We start from the raw sequence: 21,157 nt of genomic DNA, 5'->3' as shown, positions 1-21,157 counted from the left end.
ATTTGGCGACGCAATTTTATGAGCATTAATTAATTGATTTTTAACTTAGAGTGTTCCAATTTACGTCCATTCAATTTAGAGCTAGCCAATTTCGTGTAGGCCAATTTCGAATAAGCGAATTTAGCATAATCAAATGAACCGAAGTAATTCATAGGTTAATCGTTATTGAGCACAGTCATTATGAGGCTGTTTTTGTGGCGTCTATCTGGGTTTGAATTGCGTTGATGATGCTTTTTCTTGGCACTTTTAAGCCACTGGAGACGATGTCTTTTGGCCAACCAAAAAATTGTCTTGGTCGCTTGAAACGCGCCAAAGTTGATTCAACTAACTGACTCAGCTGCAAGTTGATGTTATCGATATTAACACCATTTAAATCAGCAGCTTTGGCATTAACGGTTTCGAGTCCAATTGCATTAGTATTATTATCTGCGACACAATAATCAATAATGGCAGCAGGTAAGTGACCGAAAATTATATCGTCTATGGCAAATACAATTGCTTGTGCGACATTAGGATGGGTTAATAACACCGCTTCAAGTTGTTCTGGATGAATGTTCTCACCGCCACAAATAAACATGTTATCCATACGACCTAAAATACTCAGTTGCCCCTCTAGATCTAGTTGTCCTTTGTCGTGGGTACAAAACCAGCCTTGATCATCTAATGGCAAGCTTAACCCCTGGTCGGTTAAATAGCCTAAAAATAAACACTCACCTTTTACCCAAATAACCCCGTCTTTCAACCTCAGTTGTCTTGAAGGCAAAGGACAACCATGATGGCCTAATAAATTGGCTTTAGCGGTGGTAATTTGCGAGCTCATCTCTGTCATACCATAGCTGGTGTAAGCGTTAATATGTAGATGTTGTAGTGCATCAATAAGTGTGGGCTCTATAACGCCACCGCCCAACAGTAATGCACTTATATTGGTAAACGCTGCGGGATGTTGCCGGAGTATCTGTATCGCTTGGGTTGGCACTAATGACACATGGGTGATATGGCTACTTGTAAGTTGTTCGGCCAGTGTTAATGCGGGATCTCGCAATACAATGCAGGCTCCAGCCAAAGTGCAACGATGAATAATGGCCAAGCCACCAATATGAAACAGTGGTAACGATAATAGCCAAGCATCAGAAGGTGCTAAAGCAATAAACGTTGCAGCCCCTTTTGCGCTGCTCAAATGGTTCGTTAAGCAATGTACCGCAGCTTTGGGGGTTCCACTTGAACCAGATGTGAGAATAATATTGGAAGCTTGATGCGGTGATACCTCAACAGCTTGGCTGATTAGTTGATCTACTTTTTGAGGCAGTTCAATATCGAGCCAGTTGGCAATCTCAATCGCGGTTTTTCTGCTAACGTTATCGGTCCATAACCATTGGAGATCAAAGCGTTTGATAAGCTGATTAATTTGCACATCAGCCAATCGAGGTGACAAAGGTAAAAATATCCATCCTGCATCAATGCATGCCCAATATAGGTAAATCATTTCAAGATTATTGTGTGACAAACAAGCCACAATATCGCCATGCTTAACACCTTGAGATTGTAATTGTTGCACTACACAGTGAACTAAACAACTTAACTGAATATAACTGACGCGAGTAGTGGTGCATGTATTGTTGCAAGTAGTGATGCTTGGATCGATGGCTTCATGGCGACCTTCAATAGCAATAGCATCTGGATGATTTAATGCTGCTTGATGTAAAGGTGACATCATTATATACCTGCCTCGCCAGAGTCTTGTGGCTGGCCGATGTGAGTCAGTAATTGCAACACTTGATGATTTAGCCGCGGAGAAAACTCAGAGGTTGCTAACAACACGGGTTTGCTAAAAGCGCTCAAAGTATCTAAGCCTGGTGATTCATCTGGCGTGAGTGCCTGGCTCACTATGCGTAAGTCGCTGATACCGAGGTCAGCTTCTAAGCTTGAACTTAAAATACAACGCACACCAGCAAGATGAGCTTGGCTAATCATATTTTGCAATTTTTCCAGAGAACCCAATAACATGGGTTTGATAATAAATGCGCCTAAACCGGGTTGCTGTAATGCTAAATCGAGATCAAATTGAGATGAATTCAATGACTCATCTAAGGCATATTTTATTCCCAATTGCCGGTATATTTGGGCATTGTCACTGGGGTTAATACATGGCTCTTCAATGTATTCAATTTTGTGTTTTGGTAAACAAGCTAAAAAGTCGATAGCCTGTTCAATGCTAAAACCACGATTAGCATCTAAGCGTAATGTTACATGCGGTGCTATTGCCAACACTTGATAAATAAATTGAATTTCGCTCGCCATACTGGTTTGAGCGACTTTAATTTTTACGCTGTTGATGCTGGTCAGTGTCTGTAACTTTTGAGTAATAACGTGTGCTGACATTCCATCATAAAGTAATGGCACCACTGCTAACTGAGTCTGTGGGTTTTCGATGCGAACAGGTAATTTATCGGTTAGTTTTGCATGCAATAAGCTTAATGAAAATGCCAATGATGGCAGCGATATCTGCTCGGCAATATTGGCTAAAATCACTAAGGGTTGATCGATAAAATTCGGTAATACTTGCAGCAGTTGTGATGTCACCTCATCAAGCGACTCTTGGCTAAACCCTGTTATCGGTTGGTTATCAATATCGAGGCCTGATAATGGGGCTATTTCAACCCAAGCCGTTTGTTGATTATTGAGCTGGGTAGCAAGCACTAGCCCTTTACGAATATCGATTCGTTGTATACCTACTGGTAAACTAGGATTGAGTTCAATTTGATATTGATACAGAGTACAGCTGATTATCGTTAAGTTATCTGATGACATTGTTACTCCTTTGGATCCGTTAGCGGATCTAGGCACAATAACGCCAGTAAGGTGTCGGTAAACAATTGAGGATGCAGGCTGTGAATATTATGTCCCGCGGCGTGCAAAGGATGTAACTGCAAAGTGCCTAAACCAGACTCTGCCAGTGTCGCCTGCCAATCTATAGCCACCTGAGCAAACTTTTTGTCATCAACCCCATACATAAAATGACATGGACACTTTAGCGGCTCAAGTACGGTGCGGCAGTCTTGCTGCAAACTAAGAGACGTTGTTATGTAACAATTGGCGAGGCGTTGTGGATCATTGCTACGGCGTATGGCAATGAGTTGTTGTTTTTGAGCTTCGCTCAAGTCGTTAAAAACTGCTTGTTGATACCAAAGAGCGAGAAAGTCCGCTATGGGTAAATGCTGTAGTTTTTTCGCCCAGATATTATCGCTTTTGGCTCGCGCGGCTTGTTGCTGAGCATCTTGCAAGCCTGGATGAGCGGATTCGAGCGTTAAGCTCAAGAGTGAATCAGCATAACCATCTGCAATATGCAGCGCTATTCGTCCGCCTAGTGAGTAACCCAATAAATGAAACTGCATATAACCCATGCTATGCATTCTTCTGACAATAAGTTCGGCCGCTTGGTGTAACCCTGGTGAATCTAAGGTGTCTTCGTTAGCGCCATGGCCCGGTAAATCAATGCAAATACAATGGAAATATTGGCTTAAGCGCGGCATTAAAATAGACCAGTCGTCTTTGCTGCCCAAAAAACCATGTAGCATTAATAATGCCGGTAACTGTGGTTGGCCAAAGCGACGGATCATTACCATTAGTGTTGTTTCACCCATTGACTGATTTGTGTTATTTGATCGCTGGCTTGAGTTGGGCTGACATTGACTTCAATCACTGAGGCACAATTAAACTCAAATGCTTCTTGGTAGGCCTGATTAAACGACTCAATATCATCTGCTTGCCGATAGGCTAAACCAAACATGGCGGCGCCATAGCCAAACTCTAGACCGTGGCTTAATCGATAAAAGTCATTGCGTAGGCTTTCATTGGGTACAGGCAACAAATTAAAAATATTACCGCCATCATTGTTAATAATAACTAGCACAAATGGTTGAGTCATTTGTTTTAGCAGTGCCAGAGAATTGAAATCATGCAAACAGGATAGGTCGCCCATCACTAGGGTTGTAGGTGCATTTTTATCTGCGGCTACGCCACAAGCTGTGGCAATTAATCCATCGATGCCCGATGCCCCTCGGTTGGTATAAATTGCCGGTGTGTTGGTCGCAATTGGCGCATACATATCGTAGAGCCTAATAGGTAAACTATTACCGATAAACAGTATATGTTGATCTGATTGAGCCAATGCTATGGCGCGCACGACTTGGGCTTCACCAAAGGTTGTATTGTCGATTTGTTGCTTAAACAGCGACTCTAATGACTCATTTAACGGTAATAACTGTAATGCCCAGTTGGCTTGTGATGATCGCGGCCAAGGTAATTGGCATACCGCTTGAACACTTGCTTGATAAAACTCTTTAGACTGATGGGTCGGGTCTAAACGATCCCCGTGTTTAACGACATGCCAGTAGCTATGCCAGGATTGTTGGGCAATATATTGAAGTAATCGTTTGGAAATGAAACGACCACCAAAGACTAATATCCGCTCAGCTTGTTCGAGTTGTTTGTTGGCTTTCGGGTTTAATAATAATTGGTCAACGTGGCCGATTACGCCTGGATGCTGACGCAACTGTGATTGTGCATCAACCAATACTGGCCAGCCAAGTTTTTGCGCTAACGCGACGATTTGCTGTGGATTATCTTCAGGAGCTAAGGTGCCAACCACTATCACACCTTTACCATGAACAAAGCGCATTAAGGTGTCTGTAGTCGGTAACTCAGCACTCGTTAGGCTAGCATAGCGTGTCAGTGGTTTAGTGTTTTCAAACCATTGGTTTAATGGCGCAAGATAGGTTGCAGTTGTAAAGCTCGCGGTTTTTTTTACGTGAGCCAATGTCACCAATTCTGTAGGGTATAGCGGCTCACGGTACATGCAGTTTATGTGTACCGGCTGATGTTGATTAGCTAAAGCATGATCGATAGTACTCAATAATGCATTAGCCGGATAACCAAGATCAGGCGTTGGTAAATTAACTTGCTTAGCATATTGAGCAAAAATAGCGGGCTGAATAATCGCTTGATTCGCGCCACAATCAATCAGCTCTGGTGGTCTGTCACCAGATAGAATAATCAGTGGCACATGGGTTAGCCACGCCTCAACAATGGCCGGATAAAGATTGGCCACGGCTGTGCCTGAAGTGGTAATGATGGCGACTGGCGCATTGCTGGCTTTTGCCAGTCCAAGGGCCATAAACCCTAAACCACGCTCGTCAAAATGAATATGACGAGTGAGCTGGGTTTGACTAGCAGCGGCCAATGTTAGCGGAGTTGAGCGAGAACCTGGTGCCATACACACATGCTTAACCCCTAAGCGTGCAAGCTCTTCCAAGATCAATTGACCCCATAACAAATTCATATCGGCGCTGGTCTGTTGTTGCATATTGGCTCATATTACAAATAAATAAACGAATATTAGTGTAACGCCAAGTTAGCGTTATATCTAAGATTTAGCGCAGATTTTTATCCGAAACCTGCGAAATAAGCTGTTAAGGTTACAATCAAATATCAGCCTTATTCTCTCTTGTTTTATTTATGTTGTGCTAATGTTGTTAATATGATTTATTTATAGTATTAAAAACAATAACAAGGACCTTCGGAATATGGAATCTGCTGCATTATTAAAAAGAGTTGATGAGTTACCTCGTTTACCCAAAGCCGTTAGTGAATTGTTAGATGCGGTTAATAATGAAAATACCACCGTTAAGAGCATTTCTGCCAAAGTGGCCCAAGATCCCCTTATCAGCGCTAGAGTATTGAGATTAGCTAATTCAGCTCATTTTGGTCGCAGTCGTGAAGTAGGTTCGATTGACGAAGCTGTGATTCGTTTAGGTATGCAAACGTTGCGAACGTTGGTGATTGCTTCTGCGGTTATTGGTGCTATTCCTGATGTAGAAGGTATCGATTTAGCCGAATTCTGGGGTGAAACTTTTGAAGTCGCCCTGTATGCGCAAGAAGTAGCCAAACGTTGTGGCGTCGCACCAGATGAAGCTTTTACATGCGCAATTTTACACAATATTGGTGATTTGCTAATCGCTTTTGTTGAGCCTTCGATTTCAGCACAAATTAGAGCTGCTGTCGCTGAAGGGGCTGATAAGCAAAAGCTTGAAACGAGCTTGTTAGGTTTTGACTCACCCTCTGTTGGTGCCTTACTTGCTAAAACATGGAAATTTACTCCGGCTCTAGTACAAGGGATCGAATATCAACGTGAACCGCTTAATGCTAAGCCAGCTTCTAAGTTGGCTGCCGTTATCTATTTGTCGCACGAGGTATTTGCACATTGGAATGATCAACGAGATGATGAATCTTTTACCGCTTGGTTGGCAGCCATCACTAATAACAAAGCGGGTATGATCAAAATGGATATGGCTGGGCTAGGCGAGAAGCTCCTTGAGTTAAGAGGTAAAGGGCTAGAAATAGGTAAGCAATTAGCCTAGTTACAGTTAACACTCTTAACCATTAAGCTCTGTCTATACAGAGCTTTTTTAGGCTTGATTGTTAATCCATTCGCTCATGACCACATGAGTTTTAATTTTGACGATGTCAGCTTGAGCATCAATAAATTCACGGATCTCATGCAATCGTTGCATTGAATTTGCATGCACATAAACCAATAAGTCCATGTCGCCAGTAATGCCTTGGCAAGTTATCACTTCCGGTATGGTGGTGAAAATATGGATGACTTCGGCGCAGCGGGCGCAACGATGTTGAATTTCAAAGTATGCCGACACACCTTGTTTTTGCGACTCACTCAGTAAAACCTGATAACCACGGATAACACCCGTTTGTTCTAATTTCTTAATTCGTTCGGTTACAGCACTACGCGACAAACTCACTTGCTCAGCAATAAACGAAATACTCTGTCGAGCATTGTGGCGTAATTCGTTTATAATCGCTTTATCAAATTTATCCAATGATTTATATCCCGATAATTGTGTGTCACAGCTACGTTCTGTCATTATGACGGAAAGTTGCCTTTAATCCGTCATATTGTCGGTTTAGTAAGGCAGCTTGAGCTCACTAACCCGCAGAATGTTTTACTGTTTGGCCTTATAATATCGTAATATATCACAGCAAGAATAAGATAATGAATCAAATGACCGCAACAATAGGACGCTGGCAAGGTGCTGGCTTAATGGCCACCACATTGCTAGGCACAGGGGTATTTATTTTACCGCAAATGACCATTGAGGTAGCGGGCTCTGGTTCACTATTAGCATGGTTATTATTAACGGTAGCAATTATCCCGGTCGCATTAGTATTTGGCTTGTTAGCGAGTCGATTCCCACATGCTGCTGGTCCTGCTTATTTTATAGAAAAAGCATTTGGTGCTACAGCGGGTCGAACTATCGGGCTGATCTTTTTATTAGTGATCCCCATCGGCGCGCCTGCTGCAATTTTAATGACCTTTCAATTTTTAGAAGCATTGATATCAATTTCTGGGCTAGGTCAATTAGTTGCAGAGTTATTGATTGTGGCTGTGTTATTGCTGCTGAATATTAAAGGTATTCAGGTGTCGGCAAAATTACAGTTTGCATTAACCTTATTGATTGTATCGGTAGTAGCAATATTATTTGGTGCCAGCGGATTAAACGTCGATCAGTTAGAAACCTTTGCACACAGTAGCCATCCGCAATTTAGTGGCGTGATGTTGGCAATGGGTATTGGTTTTTGGAGTTTTCTGGGTATTGAAGCCATGACACATCTTGCCAGCGACTTTCGCCAACCCGATAAAGATTTGTTGCCTGCAATGATGATGGGCACCGTATTAGTGGGCGTTATTTATTTAGCCTGTACTTTTTTATTGCTAATGGTACCAACAGAAGGTGATGGCTTAGCGATGATATCGGCGTTTGATTATTTATTATCGAATACTTTTTTGGGCGGATATGGCGCGTATATCATCGGAGTATTGGGCATCGCCAGCGGGTTAGCAACAGTGAATGTGTATGCTGCTAGTGCCGCACGTTTATTGTGGAGCTTCAGTAAAGAGGGCATTTTGCCGCGCTATTTTGATAAATTAAACCCACACGGTGTGCCGTTTAGAGCCTTGTTTGCCATTTTGGGTGCCATGGCGGTGGTGATTATCGTGACCTTTTATAGCACTCAAGAATTAGAAGACTTAATCGCTTGGAGTAATGGCGTGTTTGTGATTATTTACTTATTAGCGATGTTGTCTGCGGCTAAGTTACTCAGCAAGCGGTATCTACCATTAGTGATTGCAGGTTGTTTATTTTGTGTTGGTTTGGGCATCGCACTGGGCAGTAATATGATTTACGCCATTGTATTGGTGTTGGTTGTCGCCCCTTTTATGTGGTGGCAAAAAGCCCACCTAACGCGTAAGTATTTACTCAATAATAGCCAAGGCTAATTGGCTATTATTTAGCGCGTTTCCATGGCGATATTGCGCATTTGAATCAGCTCACTGTGCTTTAAGTGCAGTAAATCAGCTGTGCGACGAATAATTTGGTCTTCATATTGCGACAATTCACCATCGGAATAAGCTAATTGCCACATTGAAAGTAGTAATTTTTGTTTATCATCAATACTAAATTGAGCATTAATTTCGGCGGTAAACTCAAATAGAGATGTGGCATTTTTACGGCTTTGTTTTGCCTCTTCTATAAGGGTTATCGCTTCTTCTGAGTTAATGCCTAACGTGTTTATGAGCATTTCAGGCAGTAAAGCAGCTTCAGCAGCAGCCAAATTTTCGTCGGCGTACACAACCTCTTGCAATAGGGTTGCCGCAGCAAGGTTGAGGTTTTGCTGTTTATCTTCAGGGCTACTTTCTTGAGTATGAGATTGGAGAAATTGCTTTAGTTTGGCGATCATAATTATTCTGTCCAATGTTACTATTCATTTTTTATGCTAGCAAAAATGCTAATCCCAAGCGAATGGCTTGGGATTAAATAATGTTAACGCAAGATGTTATGGCTGGTGATATGCCGTCTTACAGTTTGATTATAAGACTGAACCTAAGCCTTTCATTAATAAATCAACTGTACCGTCACCACCACTCTGTTGGAGATAGTTTTTAGCGATATCAACCATAGGGGTAATATATTCTTTTGAGATACCAAGCTTTTCAAAAGCATCATATACCATTGCGCTACCTTGTAACGCAGAACCTAAATTACCTGCTTGTGATAATAATCCTGACATACCACTGTCTGATGATAATGCCGGAACTGCAGCCAGTAGACCGTCTGCATTAGGGATGCTGTCGCTTAATTGGCTAAAATCATTTTCACCTAAATTGGTTTGAGCCAAGCTAAGTAGCGAGCCTAATCCGCCTTCAGCTTGGGTTTGAGATAACCCCAGTTGTGACATAACGTTACCGACTAAAGCACTTGACTGCTCTGTTGTTTCCGATTGTTCTATTGTTTCAGACTGTGCAATGGTTTTGGCTTGTTCTGTTACTGGTTTTTTAGTTATTTCGGCCACGTTGTCTAACCAGCCCGCAGATGCTGGTGCTGAGAATGCGAAGACGGTAAACAGTACCGGTAATGCGGATGCTAATTTCATAATGAGTGTCCTTTAATGTGGCTCAATGTCTAAACTTAGGCATCATTTTACCCTGATTTACATAAATGCGACAGATGATCGCGATTTTTGCTCATTAGACTTGTGCAAAATGCATTTTTTTTGGGTATCCTAAGCGCAATATTTGTTGTTAATAGATTACTGGAACCCACATGTCATTGTTTGCAATTTTGACTGAAGCATTTAACTTTTTTCGAAACCACATCCGTCAGCTTGCCGTACTGACTCTGCCATTACTGTTAATCCAAGTCGCTATTCAACTTTGGCTAGGTAATGAAATGTTGCAGGCAGATGCTGAAAACCCTCAATTCGGTGCTGTTCATGCTGCAGCAATGATGGTGCTATTGTTGGTTTTTTCATTTTTAATTGCCGCATTAACCTTATATTTAGAGCTGCGCTCCCAAGGTCACGATCTTGCGCCGGCACAAATATTAAAGGCTAGTTTACCGTTTGTACCGCCATTATTACTGGCTGGAGTATTTTCTGGTTTAGCTATTTTAGCGCCAGTGATGATCTTTGCTGCGTTTGGCCCACTATGGTTGATTGGCTTAATCGTGAGCTTGTACTTGTTTTCTCGCCTAGCCTATGTGAACTTTATGGTGGTGGTTGAACGTTTAACACCTTTAGAAGCAATTAAGAGTAGCTTTAAATTCAGTGGCCCAATAACAATTAAAACCATTGCGGTATTATTGCTGTACGTGCCATTGTCTCTTTTAGCTGGCATGTTTTCACAAGTCGCGATGCAAGTTGGTTTTCCACTACAACTGGTGGTAGAAGCTACATTTTCGTTCTTAGGTTTGTTTGTTAATATTGCGTTATTTAGATTGTATATGGTTAATCGTAAAACACCGGATGCAGATAAAGCAGAGGGATAAATATTCAATCAACTCGCTAAAAGGAGAAACCATTGTTAAATGATATTGAGTTTATTAATGGTTTCTCTACTGAGTTAAGCGACGATTATCGTTTAGCTAAAAGTTATGTACGCGATATTCCTACCCAAGCGTTAGTCTACATTCGAAGCTTTACCCATAAACTCGCCGCTCAATTAGCGGTGCAGCATGGAGTAACGTTTACCTCAGCAAACTTATATGATCGTATCGAGCAGCTGAATCAGCGACGTGTTATTGATGTTGCCGCAGTGCGGGCGTTACACCGATTACGCAGTGATGGTAATCGCGGCGCACATCCTGAAAAATATCATTTAACTCAAACTCAGCTTGTTAACATCGCGGAAAAGTCGATCCATCAAATTCTGCAGGTAATTGAAAAGCTATATCCCTCTCTGCATCCAGGTGTTGCTCCGCATTATCAATTTGAAGCATTTGATTCATTTGCTGGCCGCGATTTATGTTATCGCGCAGTGATGAAAAATGATCCTGAAGCACAGTATTTAGTGGGGATGTCACTTAAAGCCAAAGGATTAATGCTACAAGAGCAAGAGCGCGCGTTGGCACAAACCACTGACGATTCACTCTTAGCAAGTTCAAATTCAAGTTCAGCATCATCAAGCTCAACATCCTCAAGTTCAAATTCAGCTGAATCAAACACTCCAAGCCTAATATCAACCACGGTTGAACAAACGTCAGCGGATGTATTTGCCCAAGCAGCACATTGGTTTCATATTGCATCAGCTCATCATCAAGCGGCATTGTTTGAGCATGGTGTGAGCTTATTGCACGGCTATAGTGGTGCGGAAAATCCTGCGACGGGCGAGGCGTTTATTGCGCAAGCTGCAGCACAAGGTATTGTTAATGCGCAGGCCTTGTTAGGTTTCTTTTATCTGGTGGGCAGTGATCAATTTGAAGTGGATATTAATCAAGCCGAAACATTGCTGACATTAGCCGCTAATGCAGAAGATGCTGAAGCAATGTCAAACCTTGGGGTGCTGTTTTATCAAAACCAACAATTTGAACAAGCTTACTTATGGGTAAATAAAGCAGCGCAAACCGGTTACCCGCATGCACAATATCATTTGGCACTGATGCTTGAACAAGGTGAAGGATGCCAAGTTGATATCGCTACGAGCCAACAATGGATGCAAGAAGCCGCAGAACAAGGCCAGTTGGATGCGATGTTACGTTGCTGCAGTGATATCTTGCACGATGATGACGCTAGCCAAGAGCAACTTAATATTGCTGAACACTATTTGCATGAAGTGATTAAATACGGCCGTAATGTCACCGCGATGATTGAACTGAGTGTCGCCTTAGCCGACGGAATTTTAGGCCGTATCGATGTGGTACAAGCAGCATATTTACTACAACAAGCTAATTTGCACGCCAACGAGATTCAGCGCCAGGTCATCGAGCCGCTTTGGCAGTCGTTACTGATGCAAATTGACAGTGTGATTGCGCTTAATCCAACGGAAGATGAGTTAGCTACCTTGCAGCAGGCAAAGTGCTTACTCGCGTAAATGACATTTGCTTTGTTATGGTTGTGTTTAAGCTGGGGTTGTTACTCAGTGATGACTCACGCTAGATAAGTGTGTAGCGCGTCCCTTCAATTCGCTTTAGTTAGAAACAATGCCTAATATTTAACTGATATATATTCAACATATCTCAACCTGCTTTGAAGCGCTTTGTGGAAAAACTTCACAGCAAGCCTAGCCTTACCATGCTCATACCAATAGAAAAGGTTAACGACAGGTGACAGCAATTAATATAACGACTTTGCCACCGCTTCCTGATGCGCATGCACTGGCTGTGTTATTGCTTGTGTTGCTTGCCCTGTTTCTATTTACCAGAGAATCTATTGCCATTGAGACCTCGAGTCTGTTTATTCTGGCAATGCTGAGCATCGGTTTTACAGTTTTTCCTTACGTTAATTCGCAGGGGCAACATCTTGAGGCGTTGCAGTTTTTCAGTGGTTTTGGCCATGAAGCGCTGGTGGCTGTGTGTGCCTTAATGATTGCCGGAAATGGTTTAGTGCGCACCGGAGCGCTAGTACCTCTTGGCCGAATTCTGGCGCGCTTATGGCTTGTTAGCCCAGCATTGAGTATGTTGCTGACCTTGCTGGTTGGCGCTTTTCTGAGTGCATTTGTTAATAATGTGCCGATAGTCGTACTGCTGCTTCCTATTCTAATCAGTGTATCGCTGCGAACCGGAGAGCCAGCTTCGGGGATGTTAATGCCAATGGGATTTGCCACCCTGGTGGGAGGCATGAGTACCAGTATTGGCACCTCGACTAATTTGTTAGTTGTTTCAGTTGCTGCAGATATGGGCTTAAGAAGACTGCAGATGTTTGATTTTTTTGTACCGGCAGCAATCGTTGCCGCTATTGCTATTGTTTATTTATGGTTGATTGCGCCACGCTTACTGCCTACTCGTAAGGCCATACTCAGCGATACCTCCCCAAGAATATTTACTGCCCAACTGGTTATATTGGAAGACGGTTTTGCAGTCGGTAAGACATTAACCGAACTGATTGAAAAGAGCTCAGGTTTGCTGGAAGTATCACGCATTATGCGTGGCACTGGAACCTATGTTGTACCGTTGCCCGATGCGCAAATTCAGGCTGGGGATCGGTTGATGGTGAATGACACTCCGGAAAATTTGAAGGAACTGGAAAGCGCTCTGGATGCCATGCTCTATGTCGGAGATACGCCTGTTGATGAAGAACATCCATTATCCGGTGAGGGGCAGCAGATTGCCGAAATAGTCGTCATGCAAGGTTCACCTTTGCTTGGTATGACCTTGAGGCAACTTAACTTTTATGATCGTTATCAATTAATGGTGCTGGCAATACATCGAGAGGGAAACTCAGTAGAGACGCTGCGTGAAAAAATAGCACAGGCCCGTTTGCGCATTGGTGATGTTCTTTTAGTGCAGGGAGGTCAAGATACCATTGGCGAAATTAAACGTGCTGGTGAGCTATTAGTGCTCGATGCCACCGCAGATCTTCCGTACACGGATAAAGCGGTAACGGCTTTACTGATTATGGCGGCAATTATTCTTGTGTCTGCATTTGGGGATGTTCCCATTGCGATAAGTGCCGTAGGGGGTGTGCTGCTTATGCTGGTCACACGCTGCTTAACCTGGCGCCATGCTTCTATGGCGCTAAGCACTCAGGTCATTTTGATTGTGGCGGCGAGTTTGGCTATGGGAGCGGCATTATTAAAAACCGGTGGTGCGGAGTATTTAGCACAAGTCTTTGTCGCGTTAACCGCAGGGGCTTCTCCGGCGGTTATTGTATCTGGACTGATGTTGCTAATGGCCATTATGACCAATATTGTGTCCAATAATGCTGCGGCAGTCATAGGCACACCTATTGCTATCAGCATTGCGCAGCAACTGCAGGTTAACCCTGAACCTTTTGTTATTGCGGTGCTATTTGGTGCAAATATGAGTTATGCCACCCCTATGGCTTATAAGACTAACCTGCTGGTAATGCATGCGGGCGGCTATAAATTTACCGATTTTGTCCGAGTGGGCGTTCCACTAACGATTATCGTTTGGCTGAGTTTATCGCTATTACTGCCAGTCATGTATTCGCTTAGCTGGTAATCTTTGAAGTGGCGTAATTATTTATCAATCTATGATTCATTGTACATAAATAATTTTATATCAATAAGATATCAGGCGATGATGCATATTGACCAATAACTTAAATGGTCGACTTTATTGAGTGAACCGTTCAATTAGTTGTTGAATTAAGTAGCAACGCAGAGCAATATGAGAATGTAGTTGAGTGTATTATGCTCATTGTATCCGCTAGCGTTAGACCGATGTGATGGAGCACAATGATAACGATGGATTTTAATAAGAAACTTACTGACAACTCAGTATCAGTTACTGCAAATTTACTCGGTAACCCAGAGTCCACATCAACAATTAAATTCCTATTAGCAAATCAAACTAATTAACCTAAGCTAGCAATCGTTTAGGTCTAACAAGAGATTTGTGCTTTATAAACAATTCAATGCACAAATACTAAAACGTAAGTAGCCAGAAAAGGTGTAAAGTAAATATGGACGTTTGGAAAAGATTATTGGTTATTTTTTTAGTGACGCTGTCATGCGTAGGTTGTGATCAAGGTACGAAGTTATTAGCGGCAGAACATCTTCCTAAATTTCAAATGACGAGCTACCTTAATGACTATCTTAGAGTGGGTTACACAGAAAATATTGGTGCATTTCTAGGATTAGGTAATAATCTATCTGAACAAGCTAGGTTTTGGTTTTTTGTTGTTTTGGTCGGTACATTTTTATTGGCTTTACTGGTTTATTTAATTTCTTATGCCAAACAGCACCTTGTCCCTTTAATTGCATTATCGTTAGTGTTTTCTGGTGGTATGAGCAATTTCTACGACCGTGTCGTCAATAATGGGGCCGTTATCGATTTTCTAAATATCGGTATAGGCTCGATTCGAACAGGCATTTTTAATGTCGCAGACATAGCAATAATGTTTGGTGTCTTTCTGCTTATATTTGCTCAAAGTAAGCATAAACCTACGGTGTAAAAGTCGACTAACCGGTCATTCATTTGGTTTTGGTTAAGCCTACATGGATATGTTCGAGGAAGACCTATCAGGCTCACACATTCTGTTGTAAAGAGTCTTCAACGGCCTCAATTTCAGAGTTGAATCGGTCCTTTTAAAGTCAGTAGAACTAACTGATTTCTGCCCCACTATGTGTTTAGACTATGGCCTGCGGCCACTAACGTCGTGGCGCTTCACCCACACCAGACCAAGAGGAAATCAACGGCTATTCCCTCTTGGATCACCCAGCCGCCCCGCAACATTTTCAAACAGCGAAAAGGTCGCCATGGGGATTGATCCAGCATTTAACTTCATTTGTATGCTGCTTCGTCCTTATTCGAAAATGCTAACTCTTTCGATGGTACATCCTGTACCTCGAAAGCTAGCCTGACATCCATGTCAGGACTCACGCTATTTTCTTCAACGGCCTCAAGTTCAGAGTTGAATTTGTCCCTTTTAAAGTCAGTATATCTGACACGTTTATGCCCCGTTCCTTGTTAGAGAACATCCAATTTAAACTTTGCTCGAACATAGTTATCGCTAATTTATGAAAGCACCATTTTGATATAAATTTATCTACGATTAACATCATAAAATCTTTGCGACAGCACACTGTGTTTTTACACAGTTATAATTCATTTGTGTTAAAACAACAGTGTTGTTTCTCGTTATGTAATTGCGAAAATTCTTGGTTTTACCTAAAGGATAATTATATCTGACTGAATTAGCTGATTTTTATTAATATATCTGCTCTGCATAACGAGTTTGTATTATTCTCGATTATCTAAATTCTCGCTTTTGCCTAGACTAAAAGGTGATTGATTTGGGTTATTTAAGCTGATAAGTTACTAAAATTATTAATAATTAAAGTAGTATGGATGTTGAGTTTTGGTGAGCTTCTCAGGATGTTTATCGGAATTCTCGCTAATACGCTGTTATGTGTCTAGGAGAGATGGGCATTTTTGAAATCTTTATGTTGGCGTATTTGCCCATTGGTACACTTTTATTAAATAAGTGGCGAAAACGTATTTATTATTCAAATAGCAAGCGAAGAGGTCTATATGTATTAGTCTCAATTGCTATGGCTGCATTACCATTTATTTACGTTAGTAGCATTCAAGAAGAGCGTTCAGCTTTAGGTGTTGTACTTGTAGGCATTGGCTTATTCTGGTTTGCTATTGTAGGTTCTCGTAGTTCAGCCACATAACAAGCCATTACAGTAATGGGACTGCTAACAGCTTGCTCGGTTCCGCTTCGCTGCACATTTTAGCAAGCTATTATCAGCCCCTGAATGGGGCGTTAGTACTCTAATTATGATTGACGATATATCTGTAAGTATTAATTTTTCTGGTGATAAATTTTCCCCGACAAAAGGAGAGAATATCACAGGCCTTATTTTTTCCGATAAAATTGAATTTGGTGATATTGGGGTTCGAGGAAAGTATAAAGGTAAACCTGTACCATATGGTTCGGGTACGCTTAAAGTATCGAAAGATATAAATATGCATAACCGTATTTTATGGTTAACTGAGGCGTTAAGTGGAAAAATTGATGTTCTCCGCAAACTTGGATCGGATGAACCACATATTTACATTGGTTATTTCTATAAAGACCAGTGCAACTTAACTCTCACAAAATCCGAGATCACGGCAATTGCAGCTCTTAAACTAGAGTTTTGTTTTTCATGTTACGATATTAGCGATGGCGAGTAGAGTACTAACAAGCACTTCAAACGGAACAAAAACAGTTAGTTAGGTTCCGCTTCGATTCACGTTATAACAAACAATTTTTGTCCGCTTAAGTGGGCGTTAGGTGATTATGAGTATCCGTCGAGTAATTTGCACATTATTAGCAATAGCTTTTACTAATCTGGTTTTCGCATCACAAGAAGGTGCTGAAGTGTTTCAAACGTTTTCAATAAGTACCGCTGCTGTTTCTGTTAAAGGAGAGAGTAGTGATAATTTAATCAATTTGTTAATCGTAACAGCATTTGGTAATACTCATCAATTAAGTAAAGGACAGCTAGCTAAGCTTGATGGCCTTTTAATTAATGGCATTCAAATATCTGGTGAAGCGGGTTACCCAAGCTTAGGAGGTGAAACTGTTTATATTAAATTATTTATGGGGTTCACTTCTGGCATAGCAAAACATAAGTATATTATTGTGTCTAAAGAAAATGGTTTGTCGGTTAAAAATAAATTAGAATAATCACCTAACAAGCTGTTTAACAGGACAAAAATCAGTTGGCTGTTTTCGTTCCTCAACATTTTAGCCAACTAATTTTAGCCCGTTAACAGGGCGTTGAACTAAGCCGCTGCGCGGAGCCAAATGCTGACTCAATCGAGTGTATTAACCTCATCGAATCAGTTAGATTTAAAAAAGATGTGATGGAACACCATAATGACAAGGGAATTTCAATGAAATACGTACAAACCAAGCCATATTACCCGTTCAAAACTGCTCTACAGCTCAGAGCCAGCATCAAAAAAAGCAAATTCCTATAGCATAAGCGTACCAATTAACCTGGACTCGGCAACGGCCAAGTCCAACAAGCGGTTTGTGCCATGCAAACAGCGCAACGCACAAATACTAAAACGTTATATGGCAAGGAGCAGTAGTGAAAATAGTATCCTGTGACACAGAAACTTCGGATTTAGGCCCAGACTTAGCAATTATTGAAACTGAAGATTCAGGTTTTACCCTTTTAATGAGTAGAGACCCAGAAGAAGATTTCGAAAAAGTATATTTTGATGATTCGGAAATTCTTGAAGGCCACGCTGCCGCTGAAATGGTTGTAAAGTTAGAGGCGGCAGACAACTTACTCGTCGGTGAGTCTCTTGATATATACAATGGAATACTCAAGGCGTTGAGAAATGCTATATAACAAGTGCATCATGGTGGGAATTTTACTCGCTGGTAAAGCGCTCCTAAAATCCCCATATGCAAAGCGTTAGTGCTCAATACTATATGAAAAACATAATTGCAGTATTTATATCCACTCTATTCTTTGGCGTGCTCGCATTGGCTCATGTCCTTATTTCGCTGCACTATTGGAGTGAGGAAAAATCAGCTATTGATAGCTATTTGGCAAATATAGTACAGCCGCTTTTAATCGTGATAGCGGGCTACATCTGCGTTAAAATTTCTAATGTAAAAAAATGGTGGTTTGCCGGGTTTTTCGCCATCACCACATACATCCTCCTTACTGTGTATTTGATTTTTCTAGGCCCTGGTATAGATTTTTCCACTTGGGGCCTAGCAGCAATGAAAGTTCCAGCAGCTTTAGCAGTTTTTTCGTTATTAGGCGGAGGTATCTATCAATACTATTCAACAAAGCACTAACAAGCGCATGTTGTTCGCCGCTATCGCGGCCGGACTCCTTACGCTTCACTTCAGTCGCCGCAAATGCGGGCGTTACCCATAGGGATTTTAACCTGAAACTCACGAATTAGAATTAATGTTCTAACTCGGAAATGTCCAAAAACGAGCTAGCCTTAGCTTGATAATGGATAAATTCACCTCTGAACTTGAGGCCGTTGAAGAAAATGACGTGAGCTAGCCAAGGATGGCGAGCTAGCTTCCGCGGTACAGGATGTACCATCGGAAGCGTTAGCATTTTCATTCTTTATTACAAGACGGTTACAGACGAAGTCAAAAGCTGGATCAATCCCCATGGCAATTTTTTCGCTGTTCAGAAAATGTTGCGGGGCGGCTGGGAGTTCCAAGAGGGAACTGCCGTTGGTTTCCTCTTGGTCTGGTGTGGGTGAAGCGCCACGACGTTAGTGGCCGCAGGCCATATCTTAAATACACTTTTGTCCAAAAATCAGCAAGCGTATTAGCTTTTATCATTTGCACAATGGTCACTCTTCCACACCTAGATAATCGCCAGTCAGTTCGGTAATCTAGCAGTGTGCGATGGTTAAAAATGTCATTTCAGGCTTAAAGTTCAGGGCTAAATAGTGGTGCACCTAACCACGGAATATAGCTGATTTGTTTTATCTAAGGCTATGAAAAAAATACTAAAAAACGGCCAGCGTTGTGCTGGCATTAATGTTGTTTAAGTGTTTATGGCGTTGTTAGGCGAATGCCTACTGAATGGATTAATTTAGGACATCAGTGAGGGATTTACTGCCATTAAATAATTCAAAGACTTTGCCGCCTAGCTGTGGCTTTCCTACAGCGTAAGTCAGTGCGCGAGCAACATCTTCTCTGTGAATGGTCATTTTTTCTTTGCTGCTCGGCCGTTGGGTTTGGACTTTACCTGTGGCACGATCATCGGTTAATGAACCCGGTCTAAATATAGTGTAGTTAAGCCCACTGCTGATCAAGTATTCGTCGGCCATGTGTTTGGCAACTAAGTAAGGCTTCATTTGTTCTGAGCCTTGGTCGGGATCGTCAGCGCCGATAGAGCTAACCATAATGAAATGTGACACATTAGCCGCTTTTGCGTAATCAATGGCTTTACAGGCTGCCCATAAATCAATGAGCATGGTTTTGTCTGCACCTGTTTTGCCACCTGATCCAGCGCTGAAAATGACCTGATCGCAATCGTTAAATGCTTGGCTAAAGTCCTGTTCTAAATCCGCTTCAACTATGTCTAGCTTCTTATCGCTGGCGATATCAGCCAATTTATTTTTATCTCGCACTAATGCTATGACTGATTGGCCATCTGCTAATAGCTGCTTTGTCGCCATGTTACCGATCTGTCCGCTTGCGCCTAAAATGAGTATCTTGTTCATTTTATCTTCTCCTCAGTATCGAATTTTTGGCTTATATTACTGGCAAATGTGGCAGCATCGTTTGCTACTCTATTTGCCCGCCTTCTAATGACATTGGGGTTTGATCTGCGCGATTCAATGCCTAAGAGGTGACTAGTGTTTAGCCGCTCTTTATGTTTTACATAAATAATAAACATAGCCAGCCGATATTTTTGGCGAATATTTAAGGTTTTACCGGCTTAGATATCGTTAATAGCTTGCAGGAATGACGACTAATGACGGTAATCTTAAGATAAACATAGCCAATACCAATTTGGACAAATGGCTAGAATCGGTAAGGTTGTCACTAAACGCATCTAACGATTAGTTAATCTGCCTGATGCTCAAATGTGCGACCAGTGTGTTCAGTTTGATTCGATTTAGGTCGGCTAAACATATCTGCGTAAGGCGCTGCTTGTTCGCGCTGAACATCAGCGCTGTCTTGGTAGATATCACCTTGTTGAGCTTGCGACTGGTTTCTCTGCAATATTTTTTTACCTAATAGCTGCAAAGTAATAAAGCTTAAAAAGCCCAATAACAATATAAAGGGCAATAGCACAATCGTGGTGAATGCGATGCTAAAAAACATCAGTAATGCCAAAATTGGATTCATAGCCGAGAATCGACTTTTCAAATTGGCAGTGTGGAATGATTGATTAAATTTCATAATGGCTCCTGAATGCGCTTAGTCTGAAAATAGGTGTCTAAAAAACGTTATCTATAAATCAGTAACGATGACTTAATGTACAGCTTGCAACGTTTGGACATAATATGTCACGTTAAACCTAGTTAATGTTTTAAGTTTGAGAGCGAAAGTCTATTGAGTTAAATCAGTTTGGATTTGAGTTGTATGTAATACATTGCATTTGTGAGCCCGAATGAAGTTTATTCATCACACGGATAATACAAAAGAGTAAATCGACACTAGGTGTAGGAATACTGTGTATAAAATACTTTTAGTGATTAGTTACTTTCGCGGTCATGTTTTAACGGCTGTTATGATGGCCAATAGGTGAGTCAATACTAACCTGTTATTTTTCAACTTTAGTTATGGTAGCCCTGCTTTAGCTATGATAGTTCTGCAGATTTGGCATGACTTAAACAAGATTGCTGATTCGAGTTTTCTCGTTCAATATTTGGATGTTGATGATAAATATTATCCTTAGGATTAGCTGTTGAAAGAGGTGATGATGCAGCATGATGCTGGCGCATGTATTGGCGGCTTAACAGTGTCATACCGATGAAACCTACAAACACAAACAGTAATATTAACGGTAATAATAGCAAGCCGCCGATCAAGACGGTGACAACCGTTGTTAATGCAGCCAATGGTCGCATTTTTTGCAGACGTTGAATTATTTTGTGAGTGTAAATTGAACTGAACATCCTCTGATCTCCGA

At 41.6% G+C, this 21,157-nt stretch carries 21 protein-coding genes; 11 read left to right on the top strand and 10 right to left on the bottom strand.

The genetic code is table 11. From position 1 onward, the window contains the following. Window positions 1-178: 178 nt before the first annotated feature. From menE to menD, 4 genes are read right to left on the bottom strand one after another with little or no spacing between them, the layout of a single operon-like run. The gene (gene menE / locus EGC86_RS18000; RefSeq protein WP_123778459.1) at window positions 179-1,714 is read right to left on the bottom strand and encodes an o-succinylbenzoate--CoA ligase; all 1,536 of its coding nucleotides are present in this window, start codon (window positions 1,712-1,714) and stop codon (window positions 179-181) included. Next, window positions 1,714-2,808 (bottom strand): o-succinylbenzoate synthase, encoded by a 1,095-nt coding sequence (gene menC / locus EGC86_RS17995; protein WP_123778458.1) that lies wholly within the window; start codon window positions 2,806-2,808, stop codon window positions 1,714-1,716. Before menC ends, menE begins: the two co-directional genes overlap by 1 nt. A 2-nt stretch (window positions 2,809-2,810) precedes the next feature. Continuing rightward, on the bottom strand, window positions 2,811-3,623 hold the full coding sequence (gene menH / locus EGC86_RS17990; RefSeq protein WP_123778457.1) for a 2-succinyl-6-hydroxy-2,4-cyclohexadiene-1-carboxylate synthase: 813 nt from the start codon (window positions 3,621-3,623) through the stop codon (window positions 2,811-2,813). Then, window positions 3,623-5,362 carry a 2-succinyl-5-enolpyruvyl-6-hydroxy-3-cyclohexene-1-carboxylic-acid synthase gene (gene menD / locus EGC86_RS17985; protein ID WP_123778456.1) on the bottom strand — a complete coding sequence of 580 codons (1,740 nt, stop codon included), beginning with the start codon at window positions 5,360-5,362 and terminating at the stop codon, window positions 3,623-3,625. Before menD ends, menH begins: the two co-directional genes overlap by 1 nt. A 220-nt stretch (window positions 5,363-5,582) precedes the next feature. On the opposite strand from menD, the gene EGC86_RS17980 reads away from it, so the two are divergent. Further along, window positions 5,583-6,416 (top strand): HDOD domain-containing protein, encoded by an 834-nt coding sequence (locus EGC86_RS17980; protein WP_011635773.1) that lies wholly within the window; start codon window positions 5,583-5,585, stop codon window positions 6,414-6,416. Between the two features lie 48 nt (window positions 6,417-6,464). On the opposite strand, the gene EGC86_RS17975 is transcribed toward EGC86_RS17980, so the two are convergent. Next, complete coding sequence (locus EGC86_RS17975; protein ID WP_041413293.1) at window positions 6,465-6,893, bottom strand: Lrp/AsnC family transcriptional regulator; 429 nt, start codon at window positions 6,891-6,893, stop codon at window positions 6,465-6,467. Between the two features lie 173 nt (window positions 6,894-7,066). On the opposite strand from EGC86_RS17975, the gene yjeH reads away from it, so the two are divergent. Continuing rightward, the gene (gene yjeH / locus EGC86_RS17970) at window positions 7,067-8,350 is read left to right on the top strand and encodes an L-methionine/branched-chain amino acid transporter (RefSeq protein WP_011635775.1); all 1,284 of its coding nucleotides are present in this window, start codon (window positions 7,067-7,069) and stop codon (window positions 8,348-8,350) included. An 11-nt stretch (window positions 8,351-8,361) separates the two neighbouring features. Here yjeH and EGC86_RS17965 read toward each other — a convergent pair whose 3' ends face one another. Together EGC86_RS17965 and EGC86_RS17960 are read right to left on the bottom strand one after the other, a co-directional pair. Then, entirely contained in the window at window positions 8,362-8,811 is a 450-nt protein-coding gene (locus tag EGC86_RS17965; RefSeq protein ID WP_059745852.1) for a tellurite resistance TerB family protein, read from the bottom strand. 129 nt (window positions 8,812-8,940) lie between these two features. Then, a complete protein-coding gene (locus EGC86_RS17960; protein ID WP_123778455.1) occupies window positions 8,941-9,504 on the bottom strand; it encodes a DUF2780 domain-containing protein in 564 nt (187 codons plus the stop codon). Between the two features lie 170 nt (window positions 9,505-9,674). Between EGC86_RS17960 and EGC86_RS17955 the strand changes: the two genes are divergently transcribed. The 9 genes from EGC86_RS17955 to EGC86_RS17915 all read left to right on the top strand — a co-directional run bounded on the left by EGC86_RS17955 (window position 9,675) and on the right by EGC86_RS17915 (window position 18,342). Further along, on the top strand, window positions 9,675-10,397 hold the full coding sequence (locus tag EGC86_RS17955; RefSeq protein WP_011635778.1) for a hypothetical protein: 723 nt from the start codon (window positions 9,675-9,677) through the stop codon (window positions 10,395-10,397). A 32-nt stretch (window positions 10,398-10,429) separates the two neighbouring features. Further along, window positions 10,430-11,938 carry a DUF4145 domain-containing protein gene (locus EGC86_RS17950; RefSeq protein WP_123778454.1) on the top strand — a complete coding sequence of 503 codons (1,509 nt, stop codon included), beginning with the start codon at window positions 10,430-10,432 and terminating at the stop codon, window positions 11,936-11,938. A gap of 232 nt (window positions 11,939-12,170) precedes the next feature. Then, a complete protein-coding gene (locus EGC86_RS17945) occupies window positions 12,171-14,027 on the top strand; it encodes an SLC13 family permease (protein WP_123778453.1) in 1,857 nt (618 codons plus the stop codon). A gap of 463 nt (window positions 14,028-14,490) precedes the next feature. Continuing rightward, window positions 14,491-14,982, top strand: coding sequence for a signal peptidase II (gene lspA, locus EGC86_RS17940; RefSeq protein WP_123778452.1), 492 nt, complete (start codon window positions 14,491-14,493; stop codon window positions 14,980-14,982). A 970-nt stretch (window positions 14,983-15,952) separates the two neighbouring features. After that, window positions 15,953-16,207 carry a hypothetical protein gene (locus EGC86_RS17935; RefSeq protein WP_123778451.1) on the top strand — a complete coding sequence of 85 codons (255 nt, stop codon included), beginning with the start codon at window positions 15,953-15,955 and terminating at the stop codon, window positions 16,205-16,207. Window positions 16,208-16,313: 106 nt separating this feature from the next. Then, window positions 16,314-16,712 carry a hypothetical protein gene (locus tag EGC86_RS17930; RefSeq protein WP_123778450.1) on the top strand — a complete coding sequence of 133 codons (399 nt, stop codon included), beginning with the start codon at window positions 16,314-16,316 and terminating at the stop codon, window positions 16,710-16,712. Window positions 16,713-16,818: 106 nt separating this feature from the next. Further along, window positions 16,819-17,208, top strand: a complete 390-nt coding sequence (locus tag EGC86_RS17925) for a hypothetical protein (RefSeq protein ID WP_123778449.1) — start codon at window positions 16,819-16,821, stop codon at window positions 17,206-17,208. Between the two features lie 409 nt (window positions 17,209-17,617). Further along, window positions 17,618-17,884, top strand: coding sequence for a hypothetical protein (locus EGC86_RS17920; protein ID WP_123778448.1), 267 nt, complete (start codon window positions 17,618-17,620; stop codon window positions 17,882-17,884). A gap of 83 nt (window positions 17,885-17,967) precedes the next feature. Then, a complete protein-coding gene (locus EGC86_RS17915) occupies window positions 17,968-18,342 on the top strand; it encodes a hypothetical protein (protein ID WP_123778447.1) in 375 nt (124 codons plus the stop codon). Window positions 18,343-19,100: 758 nt separating this feature from the next. Here EGC86_RS17915 and EGC86_RS17910 read toward each other — a convergent pair. The 3 genes from EGC86_RS17910 to EGC86_RS17900 form a co-directional block, all read right to left on the bottom strand. Beyond that, complete coding sequence (locus tag EGC86_RS17910) at window positions 19,101-19,739, bottom strand: SDR family oxidoreductase (RefSeq protein ID WP_123778446.1); 639 nt, start codon at window positions 19,737-19,739, stop codon at window positions 19,101-19,103. A 346-nt stretch (window positions 19,740-20,085) separates the two neighbouring features. After that, complete coding sequence (locus EGC86_RS17905; RefSeq protein WP_123778445.1) at window positions 20,086-20,424, bottom strand: hypothetical protein; 339 nt, start codon at window positions 20,422-20,424, stop codon at window positions 20,086-20,088. Between the two features lie 401 nt (window positions 20,425-20,825). After that, entirely contained in the window at window positions 20,826-21,143 is a 318-nt protein-coding gene (locus EGC86_RS17900) for a hypothetical protein (RefSeq protein WP_102035997.1), read from the bottom strand. Window positions 21,144-21,157: the final 14 nt, after the last annotated feature.

The sequence above is a fragment of the Shewanella frigidimarina genome (genome assembly GCF_003797125.1).
GTDB lineage: Bacteria > Pseudomonadota > Gammaproteobacteria > Enterobacterales > Shewanellaceae > Shewanella > Shewanella frigidimarina.
Note: the sequence above shows the minus strand (reverse complement) of the source record. Positions and strands in the feature narration are given on the sequence as shown.